This is a genomic window from Kibdelosporangium persicum (assembly GCF_013280595.1).
GTDB classification, from domain to species: domain Bacteria; phylum Actinomycetota; class Actinomycetes; order Mycobacteriales; family Pseudonocardiaceae; genus Kibdelosporangium; species Kibdelosporangium persicum.
In genome coordinates, this window is sequence record NZ_JAAATY010000025.1 from 20,058 (window position 1) to 44,274 (window position 24,217).

The window sequence follows — 24,217 nt, forward strand, 5'->3', positions numbered from 1 at the left end:
CCAATGGTCCTGTGGCTGCTCACCGGCCTGCCGCTTGCTGCAGGCGCGGCGTTGCTCCTCGTGCGGCGAGCAACCCATCGCGTCGCACCAGTGATCGGCATTGCCACGGCGGTCCTGGCGGTAACGCTCGCAGTGCTGGCGGCCGTAGGCCGACCGGCTGTGTCGGCGCCGCTCATCGAGGGGCTGCCGGTCGGGCTGGCCGTTGACGGGTTGTCCGCGGTGATGGTGGTGACCATCTCGACGGTCCTACTCGCGGTGCTGGTGTACGCCGCGGGTGAGTTCGGGCGCGATGAGGCCCATTCTCGCTTCTACGGGCTGATGCTTCTGTTCGCCGGAGCGATGCTGATCACCGTCACCGCGACCAACCTGGTGACGTTGCTGATGGCCTGGGAAGTCATGGGCGCCATGTCCTACGCGTTGATCGCGTTCTGGTGGCGGGAGACCGACCGGGCAACGTCGGGCATGATCGCGTTTCTGACGACCAGAGGGGGTGACGTCGGGCTCTACCTCGCCGCGGGCGCCGCGCTGGCAGGGGGAGCGCTGGGGCTGGACCTGGCTGGGTTGGCGGGTGTGCCTGGTGTCTGGCGGGATGCGGTGGTCGCAGGCGTGGTGCTGGCGGCGCTGGGAAAGTCAGCGCAGCTGCCGTTCAGTTTTTGGCTGTCGCGAGCGATGGCAGGCCCGAGTCCGGTCTCCGCGCTACTGCACTCCGCGACCATGGTCGCTGCGGGAGCCTACTTGTTGCTCCGGTTGCAACCCCTGCTCGCCGCGACGCCATGGGCAGGTCCGCTGGTGGCCTGGGTCGGCGTGTTGACCGCGCTGGCGCTGGCGGCGGTTGCCGTGGCGCAGAGCGATCTGAAGCAGGTGCTGGCCGCGTCGACGTGTTCCCAGATCGGATTCATGGTGCTGGCTGCCGGAACAGGTGCGGTGACCGCCGGCGCCGGGCAGCTGGTCGCACATGCGGCGACCAAGAGTTTGCTGTTCCTTGGCGCGGGAGCATGGCTCACCGTACTGGGCACCAAACAACTCGGTGAGTTGCGCGGCGCGGCTCGCCGCTATCCGTTGCTGGGGATCACGTTCACCATAGGTGCGCTGAGCCTGGCTGGAGTGCCGCCCTTGTCCATCTGGTTGACCAAGGACGCGGTGCTCTCGGCCGCATTGCACACCTCTCCGGCACTCTACGTCATGGGGCTGGCTGCGGTAGTCCTCAGCGGCGCCTACGTCGGCCGGGCACTCGGATTCGTATGGGCGCGCACGCCGGACCGGGCCGAGAACCGGGCCAGCGTGCTTTCCCAAGTCCCTTTGCCGTTCTTGGCCGCCGCGTCAGCGTTGCTGGGTGTCGTGATCGCGCCACAGCTGTCCCTGTCGTGGTGGGAACTAGGGCTGTCCGGGCTGCTTGCCGTGACTGGTGTGCTGGTGGCGCTCAGGATGCGTGCCGGAACTCGTGGACTACTCGGAAACTGGCTTGGCATCGAATCCATGACGCGCAGCGTGATCGTAGGGCCCACGCTGTCGCTGGCCACCGCGCTCGCCCGCTTCGACGACAAGGTCGTGGACGGCGGAGTGCGGGCCGCCGCGGCAACGGGAGCCGCGGTCGCGCGGCTTACCAACGCCCGGCTGGAGATATCGCTGGACGCAGTTGTCGGCTGGGTCGCGAGGGGATCCAGGGCGTTGGGACGGTGGGCGCGCCGTCCGCAAACCGGACAACTGCACCAGTACTACGCCCAGGCCGTGGTCGGGTTGGTCGTGCTCGCCGTACTGCTGATGATCGTGAGGTGAGGCGTGCTCAGTGCCGTCGTTTTCCTGCCCGTGGCCGTCGCCGTGGTGCTGCTCGCCGTGCCACGCACGTCCGACCGTCTCGTGCGGTGGCTGTGGATCGCTGCGACCGCGATCGACCTGGCGCTGGTCGTCGGACTGTGGATCGGCTATTCCCCAGGCCCCGGAGGCTTCGCCTACGAGGTGAACGTCAAGTGGATCCCCAGCATCAGCTCGGGCTATCACCTCGGCGTCGACGGCCTGAGCCTGCCGCTGGTGGCGTTGACCGCAGTACTGTTCTTGGCGTGTGCGGTGTATTCGTTCCGGGACAGCGACCGGTTGCGGTCCTATGCCGCACTGTTCCTCTTCCTCCAGACTGTGTGCCTCGGGTTGTTCGTGGCGCTCGACCTGATCCTGTTCTTCGTCTTCTTCGACTTGTCCATTGTGGGCATGTACTTCGTGATCGCCGGCTGGGGGCACCGGAACGCCGCGAAGGCGGCTCTGAAGTTCTTCCTGTACACGTTCCTGGGTTCGCTGGCATTGCTGCTGGGTTTCATCGGCCTGTATCTGGCTGCCACGCCGCACACGTTCGACATCGTCGAACTCGCCCGCCAAGCGCCGCTGACGGGCACAGGTTTCGCAGGTGCCGCGGTGCTGATCGCGTTGGGAATCGGTTTCGCCATCAAGACACCCACAGTTCCGTTCCACACCTGGCTCCCACCCGCGCACACCGAAGCTCCCGCCGCCGGGTCGGCGATCCTGGCGGGCGTCCTGCTCAAGATGGGAACGTATGGGTTTGTACGCATCATGATGCCGGTCCTGCCGGACACCTGGCGCCGCTACGCGATCGTCTTCGTCTTCGTCGGAGTCGTCAGCGTCATCTATGGCGCACTGGTTTCCTTGGCTCAGCGTGATTTCAAACGCATGATCGCGTACACCTCGGTGAACCACATGGGCTACATCCTGCTCGCGGTCGGAGCTGCCGGGATTGTCGCTTCGTCTACGGCACAGGCACGCGAGATCGCCGTGACCGGAGCGGTGACCCAGATGGTCAGCCATGGTCTGATCACCGGCGCCTTGTTTCTGTTGTCCGGTGTGCTCTATCAACGCGGGCAAACCTACGAGATGGACAGCTACGGCGGCTTGGCTGGCACAGCGCCGCGGTTCGCCGGCCTGACGGCGCTTGCCGCGTTCGCGTCGCTCGGACTGCCCGGATTCTCCGGTTTCATCGCCGAATTCCAGATCTTCACCGGATCGCTCGGCAGCGCACCAGTTTCCACAGTGGTGGCGTTCCTGGGCATTCTCGTCACAGCGGCGCTGTTCCTGCGGGCGTTCCAGAAGATCTTTTTGGGTCCATACCGTGCGCCGACCGATCGAGTCGGGGACATCACGGTGGTGGAGGGAGTGGCCATCGTGCCGTTGATCGCCGCCGCGGTGGTCATCGGGATCTTCCCGCGGTTCCTGCTCGAGGTCATCGAACCCGCGTCCCGGATCGTCGTCACGCTGGTCGGCCGGTGATGCCCATGGAGATGATGGACGAAGACCCCACCGCACTGCTGCCGGAGATATTTCTCGCGGTGGCCGCGGTCCTGGGACTTCTGCTCGGCTCCTACCTGCCTCGGCATCGCCAGTGGCTGGTTGCGCTGTTGGCCGCAGTCGCCTGTGCGGGAGGCATCGCGGCCACCATGCTGGCGGGTCCGACCAGGACAGTGTTCGGCGGCAGTTACATCATCGACGTCGCCACCAACGCCGGCCGTCTCATCGTACTGATATCGCTTGTGGTGGCGCTGTTTCTGAGCATCGATGAGTTCCGTGGCCACCCCCGGGAGAGCGAGTACTACGTCCTGACACTGCTCGGCGCGCTGGGAACGGTCATCCTCACCGGCGCCAACGACCTCATGTTGCTGATGGCCGGTTATCTGCTGGCGAGCATTCCACTCTATGCCGTGGCCGGTTTCGCCAAGGATGATCCCGGCACTGAGTCGGCGTTGAAGTATTACCTGCTGGGTGCGCTGCTCGGGGTCATCATGCTCGGCGGCGTCACTGTCCTGTTCGGAGCCGGTGGTGCGACTGCCTATCCAGACTTGCGTTCGGCACTGTCCTCCGCCTCCCCGGCGGTTGTCGCGATCGGGCTCGTCGCCGTACTGGCCGGGTTGTTGTTCAAGTCCGGCGCGGTTCCTGTTCATTTCTGGGTTCCCGACGTCACCGAAGGATCCCGTCCACCAGCCGCGGCGTTCCTCACCACGATTCCGAAAATCGGTGCTCTGATCGCCATCTATCGCCTGGTGTCCCAAGGCCTGCCCGAAACTGGGATCGATTGGCCACTGGTGATCGCTGTGATCGCCGCCGCGAGCATGACGGTTGGCAACCTCGCCGCGTTCTTCCAGGACAATGTCCGGCGACTGCTGGCCTACTCGACCATCAGCCAGGTCGGTTACCTGCTGATGGCCGTCGCTGTCGCCACCCGCAGTGATCTGGCACTACCCGGCCTGGTGTTCTACCTCGGCGCATACGCCCTGACCAACCTCGGCGCATTCGCCGTCGTGTGCGCGTTGCCGTCGGCCGGGAATGTCACGGACTACCAGGGATTGATCAAGACACGACCGTGGCTGGCAGCCAGCCTTGTCATCTGCCTGTTGGGCCTCGTGGGAACTCCACCGACCGCCGTGTTCGTCGGAAAGCTGACCGTGTTCACAGCCGCACTCGATGGAGGATTCACCTGGTTGGTCGTGCTTGCCGCGGTCAACACCGTCACCAGCCTGTTCTACTACTTGCGCTGGATCGTCCCGGCCGTCCGTCCGTCCCCGGCGCCTGCGGCTACTCAGGTCCGTTGGGCTGCTGTCGGCGCCTACATCGCCGCCGTGTCGGCACTCGTGCTCGGACCGCTGTCGGATGTGGTGCTGCGCGGGCTATGGCTGGTCGGCCGCGGCGCTTGAGAGTCAGCTTCCAGCGATCGGACAGGTCGCCACGCCCATCACGATCAGCAGGGTGGCTGCGGTCAGGAGAGGTACTGCTGCGGCGGCTATTCCGGCCAGGCCACAGCTCATTGCCCGCCGCAGGTCGCTGGCGGCTGGTGGCGCAGAACGCAGGCGGGCCAGTCGCAGTTCGATCGCGTCGCGCGCCATGGCAAGCGCTACTCCGGGTGCCTGGCCGGACACACACGTGGTAAGGGCGGCGTGCACCGCGGCGGCTCCGTGTACCCGGACCGCGGCGACATCGGCGGCCAGTTCAGCCAGTTCCCGCATCGCTGCGGGTGCCTGCCGGAACAGTGGCACGAACGGCAAGGCCGTGCGCAGCGCGTCAGTGGTGGCGACAAGCAGGTGATGACGCCCCCGCAGATGAGCACGTTCGTGGGCCAGCACAGCCGCCACGCTCTCGGCTGAGAGATGCCGACGCAGCCCTTCGGTAGCGACAATCACGCCTGGCCGACCGATCATGCTGAACGCCAGTGGCTCATCGTGGGCAAGCCACAACGTCGACGGCGAACCATTGTCCTTCCTGCCCGCCAGGCGGAGAACACTGAGATGCTCCCTGCGCCGGCTCGCCCGCTTGCGGGCCCCGCGTACCGCGATGACGGTCAACCGCACGGCCATGGCGGCCACGACCGCACTACCCACCACCCCGCCGAGTGCCTCGACGCTGGGTGGCGAACCGTGCCGCACAGCGTCCCAACAGTGGTGCAGTGCCGCGACGAAGTATCCGACGTTCCCGTGGTTCGGGATGAGCAGCAGCACGACACCGGCCACGGCCGCGAACGCCACACCGGCCATGGACATCAGCCACGCCACGATCAGCATGCGCGGGTCGCGCCGGTGAAGATCAGCGCGGTCGAGCCATCGCGGCGCCAGCCACCCGGCCATGGCGGCACTGACCAGCAGTGCGACTGCTACCGTCATCGGCCGCGCGCCTTCTTCCGCAGCCCGCTACGCAGAATCTCGCGTTCCCGGTCGGACACGGACGTGGCGAAGTGCATCAACACGGCTTCGGCATCCCCCGATGCGGCGATCACCTCGCGCAGGGCGCGCGTCGCAGCTTCCTCACGGCTGATGGCCGGCTGGTAGAGGTATGCCTTGCCGTCCAGTTCACGCTGGACCCAGCCCTTGCGGTACAGGTTGTCCATCACGGTCATCACGGTTGTGTACGCGAGCTTCTTGCCGGTGTCGAGGTTGTCCAGGACATCACGCACCTTCACCGGCTCGTCCGACTCCCACAAGACGGCCATCACCGCGGATTCGAGGTCACCGAGCCCAAACATGACACCTTCCCCAACGCGCACCGGGCCGCCGCCCGCGACCTCCTAGGAAGGATAGTCGACCCAGCCCGGATGGGGCGGCCTCCTGCCGAGACCGCCCCACACGGTCACTTCATCAGGCCCTGCATCTCGGTGATCTCGGCCTGCTGAGCGTCGATGATCTTCTGTGCCAGCGCCTTGGCCTCAGCGCTAGCGCCCTTGCTCAGCTCGGTACGGGCCATCTCGATCGCACCCTCGTGATGCTTGATCATCATCTGCATCCACATGCGATCGAACTCGGCGCCCTTGGCGGCCTCGAGCTGCTTCATCTCCTCGGCGGTCATCATGCCGCCGCTGCCCGCCGACCCGTGTCCGCCATGATCCATGCCCGGCGTGCTCGGTGTGCTGGTAGGAGCCGAGCCCCACTCCTTGAGCATGTCCGTGAGCTGCTGGATCTCCGGATCCTGCGCCTGCTGGATCCGCTTGGCGAGGTCGAGCACCTTCGGATCCGTGCTGCGGGACGGCACCAGCTTCGCCATCTCCACTGCCTGGCCGTGGTGCGGGATCATCCCCTGCGCGAAGCTGATGTCGTCGGCGTTGTTTCCGGTCGCGGCGGCTGGGGCACTGGTGCTGGTGCTGGTCGGCGTGCCGGTGTTCATGGTGCCGTGCCCGGCCATGCCGGAGTCGTTCCCGCTGTTTCCGCAACCGGCGATCAAGGCGAGCGCGGCAGCCGCGCTCGCGCCAATAAGGAGCTTCCTCATGGTGTGGTTGTCCTGTTCTGCGTCGTCGAATGGCAATGAGATCTCGGGCGGCGACACATCGGAGTGCCGCCGCTGGACCTCCTATAGCCGCAACATGCAGACCGAACTGAGTAAGTCTCGCCCGAACAATCTGGGCGGGCGCTCCACACGCTGGACGTTCCGTGCCGGGTGGAGTGATTGAGCACGATCGGGCCGCCATCGTGCGAGCAACAGTCCGAAGAGGACCATTCCGACGATGCCACACAGCACAGCCATGCAGAGGTGCAACAGATCATGCGCCGGGCTCGGAACCGGTCCGTCCGGCTCGTGCATTGGGTCTGGCGCAGGTACGTCCGTCATCGCGTGAGAAACCGCGGCGAGAGGCTGTTCGTGTGCTTCAGCCGGGGTGAAATGATGCATGCCGACCACGCCGAGAAGAAGCAGGCACAACAGGAGCCATCGTGGCCCTGCCGCATGCGTGCCCAGCTTCATGCCCACCAACGTAGTCCCACTCCGGATGTGTGCCAGACCATCGATGCACCGAGTGCTTCCCCTAGACAGGGTAGTACTAGCCTCGACCGTCGGTGCGAGGGCGCCTCAGCAGCGGCTCCATTTCATTACGTGCAAGGCACAACCACGTCGGTATTCCAGCCAGCACGTGATATCCAGGTCGGCCCAGACCCTCGCGAACGAAGTGACCCTCGGTAATCGAACGACTGCCGTTGTTGTGCATCGTCATACTCCGTTTCCGTGCAGTCACCTTTGGTAAGCATCGGGTGCTGTCGACATGGTGGGAGCCGTGCGGCTCACCCCTGCGGAAGGGTCGTCGGGGCAGGCCACTGCGGCGAGGGCTGCCACGACAATGTGTGGCTGATCGCCCGAAGGTAGCCGCGTGCAGGAACCAGTTGAGCAAGGGTGTCGCGCGCGGCTGCCAGGAACGGATTACGCCATTGGCCGATTCGGCCAGCCAATGCGGAGACACGGACCAATCGCTGCGTGCGCGGTCGTCGGATGTGGTCATAAGCCGCCAGCGCGGCGTCGATATCAGGCGTGCGGACAACGAGACCTGCCAGGGTGACCGCGTCTTCCAGTGCCTGACAGGCGCCCTGCCCCAGATCAGGCGTCACGGCGTGCGCGGCATCGCCAAGTAGTGCAACGCGGCCGGCCACGTAACGGGGAAGTGGCTCCGTCAACGAGTAGATGTCATGACGCAGTAAGTTCTTCGGCGGGCTCGCGTCGAGCAGCTCCGGTATGGGCGCGTGCCAGTCGCGGAACAGTCGCGCGAGGTCGGCGAGTTCGGCATCCCGCCGCGCGCCTTCCGGTAGCGACACGCTGGCGTACCAGTAGACACGCCCGTCGGGGAGCGGAACGATGCCGAACCGCTTGCCCCGGCCCCAACTCTCCGTCAGGCCGGTCTCGACGTGGACACCGGCCTCGGCAGGCACGACGTTGCGCCACGTGACATAACCGGCGTACCGAGGTCCCGGGTGACGGGGGTACAGGGAACCCCGGAGGCGACTGTGCAGACCGTCGGCGACGACGACGAGATCAGCGGTCGCCGTGACCGGCCCGCTGGGGCTCTCGCACGTCACGGTCGCCGCGTCCGGTCGGCTATGGACAGACGTCACCTCATACCCCCTCATCAGCTTCGCGCCTGCAGCGGCCTCAAGAAGCATCCGATGCACGTCAGTCCGGTGCAACGCGAACCCTGGCACTCCGAACCTCGCTTCGAACTCCGCCAGATGCGCGCGCATGAGCCAGTGTCCCGACGATGTCCGCAAACCAGCGCCGCCCTGAGCCGTCCCAGCAGCGCGCAGCCGGTCTCCGAGGCCAAGCCAGTCAAGGGCTCGCACAGCGTTCGGTGCCAGTGCCAGGCCGGCACCAACCGGACGAAACTCCTCAGCCCGCTCGAAAACAGTGACCTGCCAACCGCTTCGAAGCAGTCCGATGGTCACTGCCAGGCCGCCGATGCCTCCACCTGTGACGATTGCTGTCCGTCCCATCGCTACCTCCGGATCCATAACTCGAACGCAAGTGTTCGAGTTAGGAGCATACGCGCATCTCGCGTATGGAAGTACGAGATCGGGTCGATGTCGGCCCGCTGCCTGCGCTGGCCGCATGGGGTGTGGTCGCCGCAACCGCGGCCGGACTGGCCGCGACCTACTGGGACGACTCGTGGCACACCTTCCCGGGGGTGTGACAGTGCGTTCATCCCATCACACGTGCTGCTCCCTATCTCGATCCTGGGCGTCGGCGCGGCTGGCCTGGTGGCTCGCGCCATTGCGGTGTTGGTGGCACCTGTGGATGCTTGTCTGGCACACGGCGTTCGGCCGGGAGTCGGTGCTCTCGGCAGGGATGACCTCCGCCATCGAGTGATCACCCGTTCCTGCTCGCTCGGGCAGTCGCCGCCATGCGGGCTCATTGTGATCGTTATAGCGTCATTGCCAATTCTGTTACTACCATGCATAGTATTCCAGTGCTCGACGGTTTCCCGGCTGTCGGAGCTCCCTTGAAGGTGGGCGGCCCATGTGTGCCCCTGAAACGGCCGCCCACCGGAAGGGTCGGAATGGGCTGGTCGGCCGCGCTTGGGTCATCCATCAGCGCTGAGCTGAAGGTGTGAGATCGCCTTCGCGACTTCGCGGGTCGCGTGCCTGACGGTTGACACGGCCAGTAACGCGGCGGGTGCAACGATCACCGAAGTGAAAGCCAGGCGCAGCAGCATATCTGTCACCCGCACCCTCATCGAGGCCTTCATATTGCGACGGACGCCTCCATGTCGGAAGGCGTCCGTCGGGTTGCTACAACTCGTCAGCCGAGGGGGAGGATCTGACCAGTCAATCCATACTATCTGACCTAGTAGATCGATCGCAAGGGACTGGTCACGGAGGACTGGCCACCGCCGGGGACTCCGGAACGGTGGGAGTTCGCTCTGACGGCGGGCATGTCCCCGCGGAACAGGTTCGACGGCGCCAGCGTATGACCACTGCCGCGCTGAGTGCCGCCAATGACAGTGCTGCGAGAATCGGTTGCATCGGTGCCCAAATGCCCAGCGCGCCTGACAAGCCCAGCAGTCCGACAACAATCTTGTTGCAAACCGGGCATGCGACGGCGAACACCACGGTGGTGACAGCTCCCGCGACTCCCACCTGGCCACGCGTGCCTGATGCACGCGGAATCGTCGCCCACAGTCCGGTCAGCACCGCGGTCAGCGTCAGGACCGGATATTCCCACCAGCGGACGGATGTCATCCGGGTGAAGTAGTCGGTGTCCAGGACATCAGTGGGGATCCCGACGATTGCGGCGGTCGCGGCGGCCACGCTGATCCCTCCCGCCAGCCGCCGGCTCTGGTCATTCCACATAAGACACAACCGTCATCATCCCGGCTTCACCGTGGTACACATTGTTGCACAGTAGTCGCTCTGGTGTGGTGCTGGCAGCCGAAGCGACTCAGGATGCCTGCTCTGGCACTGGTGGTCGGGTGTATCGCTGCGGCATGCCCACAAGCACGTACTTCTCGACCAACTCGTCGGTACGCGCGGTTCGTTTTCCGCTGTGGACGGTCTCGAACTCGTCGGCAGTGAGCCGGATGGCCGTGGCGTGATAGCTCAAGGATTCCGCGTTCTCGAACGCGTACCAGGTGGAAGGGAACTCGAAGACCAACCTCAGTCCATCGGGCGAGGACATGGTCCGGTAGATGGGATTGATGCCCAGTGGGCCCTCGCTGTGGGGCATTCGCTCGAACCGGCCGTAGTCTCGAAACAGTGCGGTGTTGTCAGTGATGACCAGTGAAAGCCACTTCTGTTCGGAGAACTCGTCGACGTCGCGCTGCCGGGCGAGTTGCGGCCCGTGGCAGCGTAGGTAACCTTCGACGAGTTCGGTCTGGCTGACCATCCGCCATGGGGTGTCACGAGCCAGGCCGACGTAGCCTGTCGGATCGAGTTCGCGTTCACCGTCGTGTGGTTCCACCATCTGATTGCCGACTCGGTCGACGACGACCGTGCGGTCGCGGGCGCAGCGGCGCATTTCGTCGAAGCACGTTTGTTTGTCGTCCAACAGGTGGAAGGCGTCCGTGCACAGGGAGGCGGAGAAGCTGTCGTCTGTGAAGGGGAGCGGCCGTGACACGTCGGCACAGACGTAATGCCCGCCGGGGACGATGAAACGTCGAGCTACCCACAGCTGGAAGAAGTTCCGATCCACGCCGATCGTGCTGAGTGGACGGGAGCGGATGGCGAGGTGGTGCATCACGTGACCGAATCCGCACGCAACATCCAACACCGGCAAAGGATCTTCCTCGAGGATGCTCGTCAGCGACAACGAAGCCAGGTATCGAGGCTGGCCGAATCGGTTCAGGAAGTAGGGGTGCAGCTCTCGGTCGACGTTGCGGCTACGGAGGTAGCTCAGGTCGAGCCAGTCCTGGGCGCACTGCTCGCCGAGGCGCCTGAGCATTCCGCGTACCAGTCGGCGGCGTTTGTGCGCGGTCAGCCGGGCCACTGGGCCCTTGGTCAACGGAAGTCTTAATCCGGGGCGTCGTTCCAGGTCGAACGGTAGTGACGGAGGGAATGCCAGCAGGGTGACCAACGCTTCCAGAGGATCTACGCGTACGCGGTAGAGCAGCTCCTCCACGGATGGCCCGGCGACGTCCGCTCGGCCGGTCAGGTGATCTTGAACGTCGATCCGGCCGGACCGCAGGACGGGAATGCTGTCGATGACGGGGAACGTGTGCTCTCCGCAGGACAGGACGCCAAACGTGCCGTCGGCCAAAGGCTGGCTCGGCGAAGGAACGAAGTGGAAGGCGCTTGTGCACTCCGGGCAGCGCAAGTTGGCCGGTAAGGCATCCGGGAGTGTTGCTCTGCTCGCTGTCATCGCCCACCTTTCGCACGTGCATGGTCTGACATCGCACACGATACTACTAACAGTCTTAGTAGATGTTCCGGTGGGAGACGCCGGGCCCGGCCGGGTGGAAGTCCCGGCCGGGACCCAAGTTGTGTGGCTAGCCAGCGATGCGGCGCGCGCCGATGAAGTGGCCGTCGCCTCTCATGGAGCGCACGTCGACGAGTTGGCCCTCGGTGGGCGCGTCGACCATCTTGCCGTTGCCGACGTAAATGGCCACGTGATGGATCTTGTCGGGGTTGCCGGTGCCGTCGTCGTAGAACAGCAAATCACCGGGCTGTAGTTCGTTGGCTGCCACGGCTCGGCCGACCTTGTACTGCATCCGGCTGGTACGTGGCAGCTTGATCCCTGCGGCGTTGTAGGCCCAACTGGTCAGGCCGGAGCAATCGAACTCCTTCGGCCCGGTCGCACCCCATTCGTATTCGGAGCCGCGCTTGGCCAGTGCTGCCTGCAGAGCGGTGTTCGCGGCTCCGGGGGGTCCGAAGTAGGCACCGTTGTCCTTGACGGTACTCAGCGACTTCTTCTCGGTCGGGCTGAGCCTGTTCAGCGCCTGCTTGACCTCTTTGATGCGCTTGTCCAGCTCGGCCTTGCGCTGCTTGACCTCATCGACGAGCTTCGCCGCGCTGTCGGTGGCTTCCTGTGCCTTGCGTTGGGCGTTGGCCGCCTCGACCCGCGCGTTGTCAGCTGCCTGAACTGCGGACCGCATCTGCTGCATGGCGTTGGAGTTGTCGACCGCGAGGACGTTCAGCGCGGACATCCGGTCCAGGAAGTCCTGCTGAGAGCCACTGACCAGCAGTGCGGAGATCCCGCTGAGGCGTGCCCCGCGGAAGGACGCCGAGGTGAACTCGTCGACCTTGCCTTCGACCTGTGTCATGGCGGCTTTGGCCTGGTCCTCGGCACCGCGCGCGGCGGCCAGGTCGCTGTTCGCCTTGGCCAGGTCGCCCTGCCTGGTCTTCAGGTTTTCCTCTGCGTCGGCGAGGTCCTCGTCGGCCGAGGCCGCCTTGGCCCCGAGGTCGTTGTACTCCTTCATGGCATCGGAACTGGTGTCCGGCGGTGGTGTGGCCGGTTGGGCACTGACCGGAGTGGACGACAAGGCGGCCGCGAGGACCGCACTGACCGCCAGTGACCTTCGTAGGGTGCGTTTGAGTCTATGCGACGCCACGTCGCGTGTATCTCCTTCGGGTGTCGACCGCCGGCCTCGCTGCGAACTCCCACGGCGGTATTCCCCGGAGCGCTGTCCGGAGCGGACGGCAGTCGGCCCCGGGGAACGCCGTCACCCTAAAGAAGTAACGATCCGATGTCTACTAATGCAGCTAGTACTAGGTGTGATCGGTGGTTATGTCCTCGGTCAACTCGATCCAGCGTGGCCAGCAGGTCCTCCTAAGGGACTTAGTACTGCGGAGGAGGTGTACCCGACGTGGCCGCCGTGATCCGTGTGGTGGCCCGGGTGGGTGCTGAATCCCGTGTCCAGCACCCACCCGCGTCAGGTCGTTACGCGGCTACTGGCTCGGTGACCAATGTTCGTCTGCGATCCAGCAGGTAGAGGCCGAAGGCGCAGCAGAGTCCGATCACTGCCAGGCCTGCCCACGGCGCCTCGGGCATTCCGGCGTCCCGCGCGAGGTCGAACACCGTGCCGGCGAACAGGTTGCCCAGCATGATGCCCACGCCGACCACGGTGTTGTAGAAGCCGTAGTGCGTCGCGACAAGGCGGTTGCCGGACAGTCGCACGATGGTGTCCATCTCGAACGGGTAGACCACCACTGTGCCCAGTGTCAGGAACACCACTGCGAGCACGAGCGCCGCGGCGGAGTGCGTGGCGAGCATCGGTGGCAAGAACGCCGCTGTCAGCAGTCCCATGCCGATCACCAGACAACGACCAGGTTGCCAGCGGCGGCGAGCCCATGCAGTGATCCGCAACTGGCCTGCGATCGCGAGGACCCCGGACACCACGAACAATGCGGTGACCAACGCAGTCGCGGCCGTCTCCGAACCGGCAATCGCCTTGGCTTGTAACGGGAAAGCCAGGTACACCTGGAACGACAACACGTTCGACCCGATCATGACCAGAGCGAACAACAGGAACGGCCGGTTGGTCATCACCGTGCGCCAATCGCTCAGCACCGACCGGCGTTCCTCGGTGCTCGCCCGCCGCGGCAGGGCCCGGACCTGGAGAATCGTCAATACCGCGAAAACCGCGGCCGCGACGAGACAGGTCAACCGGAAATCCACTGCGGTCAACGCGAGACCGACGAGCGGGCCGATCAGGATCCCGCCCTGGTAGAACACGTTGAACAACGCGAACGCCTCGACGCGGCGCTCACCGGCATCCGCCGCCAGGTAAGCCCGCACCGCCGGGTTGAACAACGCGCCAGCGAAACCGGTCGCGGCTGAAGCGATCACCAGCGTCGGCAACGAATCGACCAGGCCCAGCAACAGGAACCCAGCGGTGCGCAGCACGCAGCCGGCGACGATGAGCGGCTTGTAGCCGAACCGGTCCGCGAGCGTGCCACCGACGAGGAACATGCCTTGTTGCGAGAAGTTGCGGACGCCGAGCACCAGGCCGATGGCCCAGCCTGCCAGCCCGAGCGGACCGGCGAGGTACCCCGCGAGGTAGGGCATCAGCATGTAGAAGCCGACGTTGATGGTGAACTGGTTGACCATCAACAGCTTGCTCGGCCGGTCGAACGACCGGAACTCGGTCACCAACCGCTTCACCGCGTCGCTCCAGCGGGAACCGACACGTGTGCGCACCGCGTCCACCGCTCGACGACACGATCCGACGGCGAACCGATCGTGTCAGGCTCCGGCGCGGGCTCCACGTCCAGCAGCCCATGTTTCTGGCAGTACTCGTCGTTGTAGACGGTGTCGAAGTACCGTTGCGGTCCATCTGGGAAGACCGCCGCGATCCGGGTGTGCGGCTCGTTCACGCGGGCCAGCCACCCCGCGACCAGCGCCACCGCGCCCACACTCCAGCCGCCACTGGCGTGATGGGTCGCGGCGAGACGCCGGCACGCCCACACCGACTCGCCAGGGGCGACCCAGTGGACCTCGTCGAAGGCGTCGTAGTCCACGTTGCGGGGATAGATACTCGATCCCAGTCCACGCATCAGCCGCGTGCGCGCGGGCTGGCCGAAGATCGTCGATCCGACCGTATCCACGCCCACCAGGCGCAGATGGGGGAAGAACTCCCTCAGCACGCGGGCGATCCCCGCCGAATGCCCACCCGTACCCACCGAGCAGACCAAGACGTCAATGCGGCCGAGCTGCGCGACCAACTCCAGCGCGAGCGAGGAGTAGGCGGTGACGTTGTCGGGGTTGTTGTACTGGTCCGGGCACCACGCACCCGGGTACTTGTCGAGTACCTCCTGCACTCGGTCACGCCGGGCCTGCTGCCAGCCGCCCGTGGCGTGCGGTTCGCTGACAAGTTCCACCTCGGCGCCGTACGCGCGCAGCAGGCGGCGCACGATCGGCTCCATGCCGGGATCGGTGACCAGCGTGACCGGATGGTGATGAGCGATACCGGCCAACGCCAGTCCCAGACCGAGCGTGCCGCTGGTCGATTCCACGATCCTGGCTCCCGGAGCCAGGTCACCGCGCTCCTTGGCCTTAGTCACCATGTGCAAGGCAGGACGATCTTTCATGCCACCCGGGTTGAGACCCTCAAGCTTGGCCCAGAAACCGCGCCCGACCGGAGCAAACGGCTCCCCGATCCACAACACCGGCGTGTTGCCGACAGCGGTGGCAGGGGAGTGGCAGCTGACCGCCGAGGTCAGCAGCTGGGCCGGGGAAGCCGGCGCCGAGAACGGCGCGGTAAGCAGTGTGTTCATCAGTCCTGTGAGATCTCTCGATGACGTGCTGCGACGTACGCAGCGCGGACGGAAGACGTCGGTGGTGCCGCATCGGAGCCGCGCGAGTACGACCCAGGACAGTCCCCCGGGTGGGTCGTCTGACGGCTCGGCGCAGCGAGGCCTTTCTAGGGCCGTGCGACGCAGAGATCGATCAGGAGTGCGCGCCCAGGCCGACATCGACGCCGACTCGTCGACCACAAGCTGTGGTCCCGCGTCAAGCGGGTACGAGCGTTCGTAAGCGGTAGCCCGATGGCCACGACGGCGAGCAGAATGTCCACGGCGCCGGACGGCCGCGCGGGTGCGGCTGGAACATAGGCGATCGAGTGGGAATGCCGGTCGTCGTGGTGACACCCTTGTACATCGTCTGGATGCTCCTCGCCGGCAGAACCCTCGATCGCGGCGTGCGTCGTGTGACCGACGTGGTGGAGACCAGGAGCGCACATCGCGGCCTGCAGCCACAGAAGCGAGGCAACAACGAGGAACACCACCGACACCCGCAAGCGTCGGCGGTGAACGTTAGCTCCCCGTATCCTCATCGTAATCTGACGGTACCAGTGCGGAGTGGATCAGGCACGCTCGGTGGTCATCTCGTTGGGGCATAACTCTCCAAACTGTCATTCCGCGTATACCGGCGGGACATATGCCGCGTCCGGCGTGCAGAGCTGCGCCGCTAACTCGAACAGTGATGTATGAGTTAGTCTTGATCGTGTGATGAAGGCGCTGATACTCGGCGGCTACGGCGCCGTCGGCCGTCACCTGGTGACCGAGTTGCATGAGTACGGAGATGTCGCGGTGCAAGCTGGCCGCGACGCTACGCGCGCGCAGGCGGTGGTCGATCTACGGGAGCCGGATCTCCGCTCATACCGCCTCGCGCTGTCCGATGTGGATGTTGTAATCAACGCTTCTGGGCTGGAAGACCCGAAGATTGCCTTGCTGGCTGCCGAAAGCGGCGCCGCGTTCGTCGATGTCACGGCGACAAGCTCGTATATTGCCAGCCTGGGGAGGCTCGATCTGCCGCGTCCGGTGATCGTGGATGTGGGACTCGCTCCCGGGCTGGCCAACCTTCTCGCGGCCGCCGTCCACGAGACCACAGGCGGACCGATCGACCTGGCCGTCGTCCTTGGCGCAGGTGAGCAGCATGGCGCCGCCGCCACCGCATGGTCTTATAGGCTGCTGGGCAGTCGTTTCGACGACCGCGGTCAGAGCGTTCGCAACTACACGCGCCCACGGCAGTTCAACCTACCGATGTACGGCCGTCGACGGCTGTACAGAGCGAACTTCTCCGACCAGCACTCGCTCAGTCGCGACCTCGAAGTGCCAGTACGGACCTACTTCGGCCTGGACTCCCGGCTGGCCACAACGGCGCTCGCCGTGCTGACATGGGTTCCCGCAGCGTCGAAAGCGCCGCGAGGTGTGAACCTGCCAGGAACTGACCGGTGGCTCGTCCTCGCACGCGGCCACGACGGCACGACCCGGTGGGCCACGGGCCGCAACCAATCCCGTGCCACAGCGATGATCGCGGCGATCACCGCCCGCGCAGCTGTCGGACTACCGCCAGGCGTGCACCACCTTCACAAGGTCCTCGACCTGATCGACATTCCAACCGGCAAAGGCATCTCCGTGAACGACGCGGAGCATCCGGTCGTTCCCACTGATCTCGATCAATGACCGTGGCGCCCACCAGGTAGTGGGCGCCACGTGTCAATCTCGGTTTGTCGGTACTTCTCGACCAACGTGTGCACCGCTGGAAGCCCGCGGCACACACGGCGGGCTACTTCCGGACGGCGTCCGCCATTTCCGGCTGCCGTGTACGCACGGTAAGAGCCGCTAGCAATCCGCCAACAACCGCGATCGCCGCTGCACCGATGAACGCTGCCGAGAATCCGTTCGTCAACGATCCCGGGTTACCCAACTGGCTGGCACCCAGCGAGGCGGCAACCGCGGTCATCGCAGCCAGCCCCAGAGCGGAGCCGACCTGGTAGCTGGTGTTCACGATGCCCGAGGCCAGGCCGCCTTCCTCGGGGCGAGCGCTGGAGATCGCAGTCCCCAAGGAGGGGATGAACGCCAGCGCCATGCCGATCGCGGCCACAAGAGACGGTGGCAGCACGTCGACCCAGAATGACCCGTCAGGACGCACGAGCGACAACCAGAACAAGCCCGCAGCCAAGGCAAGCAGACCCGTCACGATCAACGGCTTCGCGCCGAACCTGCCCTGCAGGCGCGGTGCCACCACCGTCATCGCGATCATGATCGTCACCGTCATCGGCAGCAGTGCCGAGCCACTCGCGAACGCACCCAGGTGCAGAACCTGCTGGAGGTAGAGGTTCAGGAAGAACCACATGGGGATCCATGCGCCACCGAGCAGTAGTTGTGCGATGTTCGCGGCTGCGAGGTTGGATGTGCGGAAGATGCTCAGTCGCATCAGCGGCTGCCGTCGTTTCGCCTGGATACCAACGAAAATCGCCAACAGAAGGATGGCTGCCGCCAGTACCAGCACAGTTTCCGCCGAACCCCAGCCCACTTCGGGAGCCCGGACGATGGCGTACACCACACCGGCCAGGCCGGCGGTCACCGTGAGGGCACCCAGGACATCGATCGATCCGTGCTGCCTACCGGTGGCGGGCATCAGCCGTGGCACCGCGAACAACGTGATCAGTGCGACCGGGATGTTGATGTAGAACACCCACGGCCAGCTGACGTACTCGGTGATCACCCCGCCCAGGAAAACTCCGGCGGTCCCGCCGGCCGGTGCGGCCGCGCCGTAGATGGCAAGCGCCTTGGGGAGTTCCTTGGGGTTACTGCCGAACAGCATCATCAGGAGCGTCAGGGCTGCTGGCGCGATGAGTGCCGCACCGACGCCTTGCACAGCACGGCCGATCAGCTCGACGGGTACCGAGCCCGCCAAGCCGGCCACCAGTGAGCCGATAGCGAGGACCGCCCATCCTGCGGCGAACACCCGGCGGGCGCCCAGCAGGTCGGACAGCCGTCCGCCGAGCAGGAGCAGGCCGCCGAAGGCGATCACGTAGGCGTTGAAGACCCAGGACAGGTTCTCTTGGGAGAAACCGAGTTCGGTCTGCATGTCCGGAAGTGCGACGCCGATGATCGAGGTGTCCATGATCACCATGAACTGGGCGGCCGCGATCACCAGAAGCGCCAGCCAGCGGCGCGGGTGAACTGGAGATGGTGTTGACATTGTACTTCCTTAGTACGGGTAGGGGGTATACGTGTCGTTCGCGCTCCTGGTCGGATCCGCACCTATGGGCAGGACCCGTACTGGCATCCGCGACATCGCCGCGCGACCGTCCATCCCGCGTCCCGTCCGTAGTTTCCCTGTGTCATAGCCATTCCTCTTGGCAACGCTTCCCGGTGACCGGCCGATTCGAGCCGGTGCCGGATACCATACCCCCCTAGGGTAATCGGTCAAGTCCTTCGTCAGTGGCCGCCGTCACACGCCGGGCGGTGGCCGGGCGCAACGCTCTCTGCTGGATCATTCGACTCAGCGGTGTGACGATGTAGGTGGAGGTGTGGGAATGGGCAGATCCAATGCCGGCAGGCCGCGGATGGGGCGACCCGCGCTGGTCGACCGTGAGGCGATCGTGCGGGCAGCGATCGAGATCGGCTTCGATCGGCTGACCATGTCGGCGGTCGGCTCTCACCTTGGCGTCGCGCACTCCACGCTCTACCGCTATTTCGGCAGCCGGGACGCTCTGGCGTCCGCCGCGATCGACCACTGTGTCGATTCGGTGCAATGGCCTGAACCCTGCAAGGACTGGCGAGAGTTTCTGACGGCGACGGCATGGTCTTTCTGGACGCTGTATGAGGTACACCGTGGCCTGGCGCTGGAGGTGTCCACGCTGCGCACGACCTCCGAGGCGCTGGTTGTGGTCACGAACCGGTCAGCGCTCGCCTTGCTCGATTCCGGCTTCGATGCGGACGATGCGATCCTCGTCATCGACATGCTCGGCGAACTGGTCACGCAGGCGTTCCTGGGCGCCACCTCGGCTCCCGAACCCACTGTCTCCGGTGCCTCTGCCGCCGATGGGCAACCGCACACGGTCAGCGTGGTGGACGGTGTACGCCAGCGACGTGTGGAGCTGATGCGTCCCTGGTTGGACGCATATGCGGCGCCGCTGCGCGATGCCTTCGCGGAGATCATCCTCCGTCCGCCTGTCCACCAGTTCGAGAAGAAGCTGGGGATCCTCCTCGACGGCGTGCGCAGCCTGGCGAACGGCGACTGACCGACCCCTCACCAGCACACAGGAACATCCGCTGGCCAGCTACGACGACTTTGTGACAGTATGTCACTAAGTAGCGAATGGGGGTTGGGATGGAGCAGGAGCAGGTCAACGCGGCAGCCTCGGGTGCGGCGGCTCAATTCGAATCGCGGCAGGCCCGGGCTGCGCTCGCAGTGGTCGTGGCAGCCCAGTTACTCGTCGTGCTCGACGCATCGATAGTGAACATCGCGCTACCAGCGGCTCAGGCCGACCTGGATATGGCCGACTCGATCAAGCAGTGGGTAGTGACCGGCTACTCGCTCGCCTTCGGCAGTTTCCTCCTCCTCGGCGGACGGGTGGCGGACGTGTTCGGCCGGAAAAAGACTTTTCTGGCGGGCTTGGCCGGGTTCACGGTGGCATCCGTCCTCGGCGGAATGGCAGCCGATCAGTCGATGCTCCTCGCCGCGCGAGCCGCGCAGGGGATCGCGGCCGCATTCCTCGCGCCGGCCGGCCTCGCGATTCTCACCACGGTCTTTCCGCAGGGCAGAGCCAGGGCAAAGGCCTTCGCGATCTTCGGAGCGGCAACAGGCAGCGGAGGAGTCGTCGGCATGGTTCTCGGCGGCGTGCTGACGGCCGGTTCCTGGCGCTGGTGCCTGCTGATCAACCTGCCACTGGGCCTGGTCGTGCTGATTCTGGCCCTGCGTTGGCTGGAGGAAAGCACCTCGACGCGATCGGCGAGCTTCGATCTGGCTGGTGTCCTGACCGCGACCCTGGGCGTGGGGTCGTTGATCTACGGCATCTCGAACGTCGCGGTCGACGGGTGGCTGGCTCCCGTCACCGTGGGATGCAGCGGCGCAGGCCTGGTGTTGCTCGTCGCCTTCGTCCTCATTGAGCGTCGGTCTGCCGAACCGATGATGCCGCTGCGGATCGTGGTTGACCGCATCCGGGGCAGTGCGTTCCTCATCATCCTGATGGTCAACGCCGCGGCCTACGCGTTCTATCTCCTGCTCACCTACTACCTGCAGGTCGTCAAGGACTATTCGGCCTTCACCACGGGTCTGGCGTTCGTGCCCATCGGGATCGGAATCCTCCTCGGCTCGGCCGCTGCCGGACGCGCAGTCTCACGCTGGCAGCCACGCCGGGTTGTCATCATGGGCCTGCTGGTGGCTGTGGTCGGCGTGGCCGCGATGGCACTGCTTCAAGTGGACACTCCCTTTTGGGCTCTGGTCCTGCCCGTGCAGGTGGTCGCCGGCGTCGGTTTCGGCGCGACACTCACCACCATCGTCAGCCTCGCGCTGTCCGGCATCGGAACAAACGAATCCGGTGTGGCGAGCGCGCTCACCAATGCCATGGGGCAGGTCGGCGGAGCCGCGGGTGTCTCCGTGCTGAACGTGATCGCCGTCGTCGTCACCGCCGCCCAACCACATCCGGACAGTGATGCCGCGTTGAACAGCGGCTACGTGGCGGCATTTCTCGCAGCCGCAGCGCTGCTCACGGCCGCGCTGCTGATCGCGACCTTCGGTACCCGAACGCGACTCCGGTAGACAGCGCAACACGGAGTAGGTCCATGCTCACGCCCTACCGTCAGTTGCTGACTCACCGAGGCGTCCCGCAGATAGTCGGCGCAGCGATCCTCACCAGGCTTGGCCCGCCCATGCTCAGTCTCGCGCTGCTGCTCGCGGTGTTCGACAAAACCGGGTCCTACAGTGTGGCCGGGCTCGCGCTGGCCAGCCACGCCCTCGCGCTCGCGCTGTGTGTCCCAATCGGAGGGAGGTTGGTCGACAGGATCGGCGCCCGGCGCGTACTCGTTGGCTGTCTCATCGCGCACACACTCACGTACGGCATGCTCGTGTTCGTGTTGGCGATGCCGACGCCAAACTGGGTTCTGCTCACAAGTGTCGCCCTGGTCGGGGCCACCAATCCGCCCGCATCACCCATCATCCGAGGCACGTGGCCACGCTTGGTCCCCTCGACGTCACTCGGCCCGGCCTACGCGGTGGACAATGTGACCAACGAGTTGATGTTCGTCATCGGACCTGTCCTGGTGTCGCTGCTGCGCCTCGCCATGCCTACCGAGATGATCGTCGGCATTGGCGGCGCTGCCGTTGTCGTCGGCGCTGCCCTTCTCCTCGGGTCTCACGCTGCCCGGCAATCTCCGCTGTCATCACCTTCCAGTGTGGACGCCGTGCGTCGGCTCCGCCGTCTCGCAGGCCCGCTTGGCCACCGATCAACGCTGATCCTGCTGCTGATCGCGGCCTCTGGCACCTTCACATTCGGCTGCTTGAGAATCGCCACGGCTGCATCTGCGGCGAACTTCGGCTCGGTCAACGCAGCGGGGCTACTCATGGGACTACTGTCCGCAGGCACGATTGCCGGAGCACTCGTATACGGAGCCCGAACATGGCCACTGAACGACCGACGTCTGCTGGTCGTCGCCTGTCTCGCCGATTGCCTGGTCCTGCTCGCCGACGCCGCAGCGCCAACCCTTCTTGTACTGACGCTGTTGATTATCGGAACGGGGTTCCTGACCGGCCTTCGCGAGACTGTGCTACCAACTCTGCTGGCCCAACAAGCACCTGCCAACCACACCACCGAAGTCTTCGCCTGGCTCAACACCTTCATGTGGGTGGGCTACGGCCTGGGCACGATCGTCGCAGGACACTTCACTGAACCGGCCGAGAACGGCGCGGACGCCTTCATAGCGGCCGCTGTCGCCGCACTGGCCGGGGCGGCGTTCGTACACGCGCTACGTCTTCCGTCGACCGACCCGCAACAATAAAGCGAACATGAGTGTTCGATTTAGGGTAGGGTTCGGTCCGGCTGGACTGGACGACATGTTCGGCTCGGAGGAGAGCGCGTGAGCCACGTAAGCGACGGACAGCCACAAGGCGGGCCGATCCAGGAGACCTTTGTGGATACCACGGCAGCCCGTTTCCACTACGCCCGTGCCGGAACCGGGCCGCCGGTCCTGCTGCTGCCCGGCGCCGGTGGGTGGAAACTCACCTTCCAGGCGATGATCGGCGCGCTCGCGCAACACCACACCGTCTACGCGTTGGACCCACCAGGGCAAGGCCGCACCGAGATCCGCGATCGAACCTTCCCCTTCGGGGTCGACGCCATAGCTCGATCCATCGGCGGCTTTCTTGAGGCCGTGGGCGTCACTCGGACGGCGATCGTCGGACACTCGTGGGGTGGAGGATTCGCGCTGCGCTTCGCCGAGCTATACCCCGAACGTGTAGTCCGGCTGGCGCTGATCGCGCCAGCCGGCATCGACGTCAAGGACCCGTGGGAGTTTCGCTTCGCACGGCTTCCGCTCGTCGGCGACCTCGCCGTTCTATTCATGACCGCGACCGCGGTGCGGCACATGCTGCGCAAATCCTTCACCCATCAGGAACACGTGCCGATCGATCGTGTGGACGAATTCCTCCGGACGATACGGTCACCGCACCGCAGAGCCGCTCGGCTCAGCGACATGCTGCGCGTAGAGCGGTCGGTGCAGTGGCGGACAACGGAACAGCACCTGGACCTCGTTGAAGCGCCTGTTCTTTTGATGTGGGGCACCGACGACCGGTACTTCCCGGTGCGCCTGATCGAGCGGTTCACCACCCGACTGCCCACTGTGGACGCTCATGTTCTGCCACATGGCGGGCATTCGCTGCACGACGACTTGCCCGAGCAGACCTTGGCGCTGCTGACTCCGTTTCTCACGGCCGACGATGTGCCGCGAAAGTAGCAGACGAGGAACGCGCCAGGCCGCGTCTCAGTCACCCCATCCGGCGGCGTCCAAAATCATGTCCCAGGTCTGGTACGGTAGGTCTGGGCGCCGCTGGTGGAGCACTTCGCCGGGAAAGGTCATCGGCGGGGCCTTACGCGGGTCGGACATCGCGTGCCGAACGATCGCATCAGTCAGCGTGCGGGCGCCACCGAGACGGGGATACACGGCGTGCACGCGGTCAACGTAGCCGGGTGGAAGGGTGTCGGGGCCGCCGATCGCGTTGATGCCGACCACGTCGATACCGATTCCGTCGATGGCGATGCCGATCTCCGGCGCGCGGCGACGCCGGAACACCGGGGAAGCTTGGTAGGTGGGGGAGGTGTGCAGAGCGATCGCGTCCCAGACGGTGTCGACACGGCTGTCGGTGACACCTCGCTGTTCGAGGAACTGCGCGGCGAAGTCGGCGCCGGCGACTTCGAACCGCTGGTTGCTGCTGGCCGACGCGGTGAGTCCCATGTCGTGCAGCGCGCAGATCAGGAAGGTCAGCTCGACGTCGTAGTCCTGGCCTGGCTGTTGGCCCGCCTGTTCGGCCGCCGCTCGGGCGAACAGGAAGCTGCGCAGGCTGTGGTTGCGCAGGTAGGTCTCCTGCGTGCGGCTGACCAGGTGCCGGGCCTCGCGGGTGAGCCGAGTCGACGGGAAGGACAGGTTAGCCTGGGCGGGCGCGGGTGCGTCGGGTTGAGCGGCGGCCGGCGAGCCGGTCAGCGCGGTGGCGGTGCCGGCGAGACCGGCAGCGAGCACGGTGCGGCGGGATGTAGGGGACGTCATGG

At 65.5% G+C, this 24,217-nt stretch carries 20 protein-coding genes; 9 read left to right on the forward strand and 11 right to left on the reverse strand.

Annotation, left to right across the window (positions count from 1 at the left end; translation table 11 throughout):
* Positions 1-3 precede the first annotated feature (3 nt).
* Genes GC106_RS33865 through GC106_RS33875 form a run of 3 tightly spaced genes read left to right on the forward strand, consistent with a single transcriptional unit; the run spans position 4 to position 4,688 of the window.
* Positions 4-1,776, forward strand: a complete 1,773-nt coding sequence (locus GC106_RS33865; protein WP_173139035.1) for an NADH-quinone oxidoreductase subunit 5 family protein — start codon at positions 4-6, stop codon at positions 1,774-1,776.
* A 3-nt stretch (positions 1,777-1,779) separates the two neighbouring features.
* Positions 1,780-3,270, forward strand: coding sequence for a complex I subunit 4 family protein (locus GC106_RS33870; protein ID WP_173139036.1), 1,491 nt, complete (start codon positions 1,780-1,782; stop codon positions 3,268-3,270).
* 5 nt (positions 3,271-3,275) lie between these two features.
* Positions 3,276-4,688 carry an NADH-quinone oxidoreductase subunit N gene (locus GC106_RS33875; RefSeq protein ID WP_312873087.1) on the forward strand — a complete coding sequence of 471 codons (1,413 nt, stop codon included), beginning with the start codon at positions 3,276-3,278 and terminating at the stop codon, positions 4,686-4,688.
* A 3-nt stretch (positions 4,689-4,691) separates the two neighbouring features.
* Here the strand turns inward: GC106_RS33875 and GC106_RS33880 are convergent, their stop codons facing one another.
* The 4 genes from GC106_RS33880 to GC106_RS33895 form a co-directional block, all read right to left on the reverse strand.
* Entirely contained in the window at positions 4,692-5,648 is a 957-nt protein-coding gene (locus tag GC106_RS33880) for a M56 family metallopeptidase (RefSeq protein WP_173139037.1), read from the reverse strand.
* Entirely contained in the window at positions 5,645-6,007 is a 363-nt protein-coding gene (locus tag GC106_RS33885; RefSeq protein WP_173139038.1) for a BlaI/MecI/CopY family transcriptional regulator, read from the reverse strand. Before GC106_RS33885 ends, GC106_RS33880 begins: the two co-directional genes overlap by 4 nt.
* Before the next feature lie 104 nt (positions 6,008-6,111).
* The gene (locus GC106_RS33890) at positions 6,112-6,744 is read right to left on the reverse strand and encodes a DUF305 domain-containing protein (protein WP_173139264.1); all 633 of its coding nucleotides are present in this window, start codon (positions 6,742-6,744) and stop codon (positions 6,112-6,114) included.
* Positions 6,745-7,529: 785 nt separating this feature from the next.
* Positions 7,530-8,843, reverse strand: a complete 1,314-nt coding sequence (locus GC106_RS33895) for an FAD-dependent monooxygenase (protein WP_312873088.1) — start codon at positions 8,841-8,843, stop codon at positions 7,530-7,532.
* Here GC106_RS33895 and GC106_RS49005 point away from each other — a divergent pair.
* On the forward strand, positions 8,792-8,923 hold the full coding sequence (locus GC106_RS49005) for a hypothetical protein (protein ID WP_281368697.1): 132 nt from the start codon (positions 8,792-8,794) through the stop codon (positions 8,921-8,923). The genes GC106_RS33895 and GC106_RS49005 overlap by 52 nt on opposite strands.
* Positions 8,924-9,602: 679 nt before the next feature.
* On the opposite strand, the gene GC106_RS33900 is transcribed toward GC106_RS49005, so the two are convergent.
* The 5 genes from GC106_RS33900 to GC106_RS33920 form a co-directional block, all read right to left on the reverse strand.
* Complete coding sequence (locus tag GC106_RS33900) at positions 9,603-10,040, reverse strand: hypothetical protein (RefSeq protein ID WP_173139039.1); 438 nt, start codon at positions 10,038-10,040, stop codon at positions 9,603-9,605.
* 130 nt (positions 10,041-10,170) lie between these two features.
* Positions 10,171-11,586 carry a class I SAM-dependent methyltransferase gene (locus GC106_RS33905; protein ID WP_173139040.1) on the reverse strand — a complete coding sequence of 472 codons (1,416 nt, stop codon included), beginning with the start codon at positions 11,584-11,586 and terminating at the stop codon, positions 10,171-10,173.
* 127 nt (positions 11,587-11,713) lie between these two features.
* Positions 11,714-12,775, reverse strand: a complete 1,062-nt coding sequence (locus GC106_RS33910; protein ID WP_173139041.1) for a C40 family peptidase — start codon at positions 12,773-12,775, stop codon at positions 11,714-11,716.
* A gap of 329 nt (positions 12,776-13,104) precedes the next feature.
* The gene (locus GC106_RS33915; RefSeq protein WP_217281330.1) at positions 13,105-14,274 is read right to left on the reverse strand and encodes an MDR family MFS transporter; all 1,170 of its coding nucleotides are present in this window, start codon (positions 14,272-14,274) and stop codon (positions 13,105-13,107) included.
* Positions 14,275-14,324: 50 nt separating this feature from the next.
* A complete protein-coding gene (locus GC106_RS33920; RefSeq protein WP_246367487.1) occupies positions 14,325-15,443 on the reverse strand; it encodes a PLP-dependent cysteine synthase family protein in 1,119 nt (372 codons plus the stop codon).
* 726 nt (positions 15,444-16,169) lie between these two features.
* On the opposite strand from GC106_RS33920, the gene GC106_RS33925 reads away from it, so the two are divergent.
* Entirely contained in the window at positions 16,170-17,129 is a 960-nt protein-coding gene (locus GC106_RS33925; protein ID WP_217281321.1) for a saccharopine dehydrogenase family protein, read from the forward strand.
* A 103-nt stretch (positions 17,130-17,232) separates the two neighbouring features.
* Here the strand turns inward: GC106_RS33925 and GC106_RS33930 are convergent, their stop codons facing one another.
* Positions 17,233-18,654, reverse strand: a complete 1,422-nt coding sequence (locus GC106_RS33930; protein ID WP_173139044.1) for an MFS transporter — start codon at positions 18,652-18,654, stop codon at positions 17,233-17,235.
* Positions 18,655-19,021: 367 nt separating this feature from the next.
* Between GC106_RS33930 and GC106_RS33935 the strand changes: the two genes are divergently transcribed.
* The 4 genes from GC106_RS33935 to GC106_RS33950 all read left to right on the forward strand — a co-directional run bounded on the left by GC106_RS33935 (position 19,022) and on the right by GC106_RS33950 (position 23,408).
* Positions 19,022-19,699, forward strand: coding sequence for a TetR/AcrR family transcriptional regulator (locus GC106_RS33935; RefSeq protein WP_173139046.1), 678 nt, complete (start codon positions 19,022-19,024; stop codon positions 19,697-19,699).
* Positions 19,700-19,788: 89 nt separating this feature from the next.
* The gene (locus tag GC106_RS33940; protein WP_173139048.1) at positions 19,789-21,219 is read left to right on the forward strand and encodes a DHA2 family efflux MFS transporter permease subunit; all 1,431 of its coding nucleotides are present in this window, start codon (positions 19,789-19,791) and stop codon (positions 21,217-21,219) included.
* A gap of 23 nt (positions 21,220-21,242) precedes the next feature.
* Positions 21,243-22,454: an MFS transporter gene (locus GC106_RS33945; protein ID WP_173139050.1), complete on the forward strand. Its 1,212-nt coding sequence runs from the start codon at positions 21,243-21,245 to the stop codon at positions 22,452-22,454.
* A gap of 132 nt (positions 22,455-22,586) precedes the next feature.
* The gene (locus GC106_RS33950) at positions 22,587-23,408 is read left to right on the forward strand and encodes an alpha/beta fold hydrolase (protein ID WP_312873113.1); all 822 of its coding nucleotides are present in this window, start codon (positions 22,587-22,589) and stop codon (positions 23,406-23,408) included.
* Between the two features lie 27 nt (positions 23,409-23,435).
* On the opposite strand, the gene GC106_RS33955 is transcribed toward GC106_RS33950, so the two are convergent.
* Positions 23,436-24,215 (reverse strand): HD domain-containing protein, encoded by a 780-nt coding sequence (locus GC106_RS33955; protein WP_173139054.1) that lies wholly within the window; start codon positions 24,213-24,215, stop codon positions 23,436-23,438.
* Positions 24,216-24,217: the final 2 nt, after the last annotated feature.

Excerpts from the sequence above, each read along its gene's own strand:
- GC106_RS33955 (WP_173139054.1), bottom strand. The coding sequence starts at position 24,215 with ATGACGTCCCCTACATCCCGCCGCACCGTGCTCGCTGCCGGTCTCGCC.
- GC106_RS33905 (WP_173139040.1), bottom strand. The coding sequence starts at position 11,586 with ATGACAGCGAGCAGAGCAACACTCCCGGATGCCTTACCGGCCAACTTG.
- GC106_RS33935 (WP_173139046.1), top strand. The coding sequence starts at position 19,022 with ATGGGGCGACCCGCGCTGGTCGACCGTGAGGCGATCGTGCGGGCAGCG.
- GC106_RS33945 (WP_173139050.1), top strand. The coding sequence starts at position 21,243 with ATGCTCACGCCCTACCGTCAGTTGCTGACTCACCGAGGCGTCCCGCAG.
- GC106_RS33930 (WP_173139044.1), bottom strand. The coding sequence starts at position 18,654 with ATGTCAACACCATCTCCAGTTCACCCGCGCCGCTGGCTGGCGCTTCTG.
- GC106_RS49005 (WP_281368697.1), top strand. The coding sequence starts at position 8,792 with ATGGAAGTACGAGATCGGGTCGATGTCGGCCCGCTGCCTGCGCTGGCC.
- GC106_RS33895 (WP_312873088.1), bottom strand. The coding sequence starts at position 8,843 with ATGCGGCCAGCGCAGGCAGCGGGCCGACATCGACCCGATCTCGTACTT.
- GC106_RS33940 (WP_173139048.1), top strand. The coding sequence starts at position 19,789 with ATGGAGCAGGAGCAGGTCAACGCGGCAGCCTCGGGTGCGGCGGCTCAA.
- GC106_RS33865 (WP_173139035.1), top strand. The coding sequence starts at position 4 with ATGGTCCTGTGGCTGCTCACCGGCCTGCCGCTTGCTGCAGGCGCGGCG.
- GC106_RS33880 (WP_173139037.1), bottom strand. The coding sequence starts at position 5,648 with ATGACGGTAGCAGTCGCACTGCTGGTCAGTGCCGCCATGGCCGGGTGG.
- GC106_RS33885 (WP_173139038.1), bottom strand. The coding sequence starts at position 6,007 with ATGTTTGGGCTCGGTGACCTCGAATCCGCGGTGATGGCCGTCTTGTGG.
- GC106_RS33875 (WP_312873087.1), top strand. The coding sequence starts at position 3,276 with ATGGAGATGATGGACGAAGACCCCACCGCACTGCTGCCGGAGATATTT.
- GC106_RS33915 (WP_217281330.1), bottom strand. The coding sequence starts at position 14,274 with ATGGTCAACCAGTTCACCATCAACGTCGGCTTCTACATGCTGATGCCC.
- GC106_RS33890 (WP_173139264.1), bottom strand. The coding sequence starts at position 6,744 with ATGAGGAAGCTCCTTATTGGCGCGAGCGCGGCTGCCGCGCTCGCCTTG.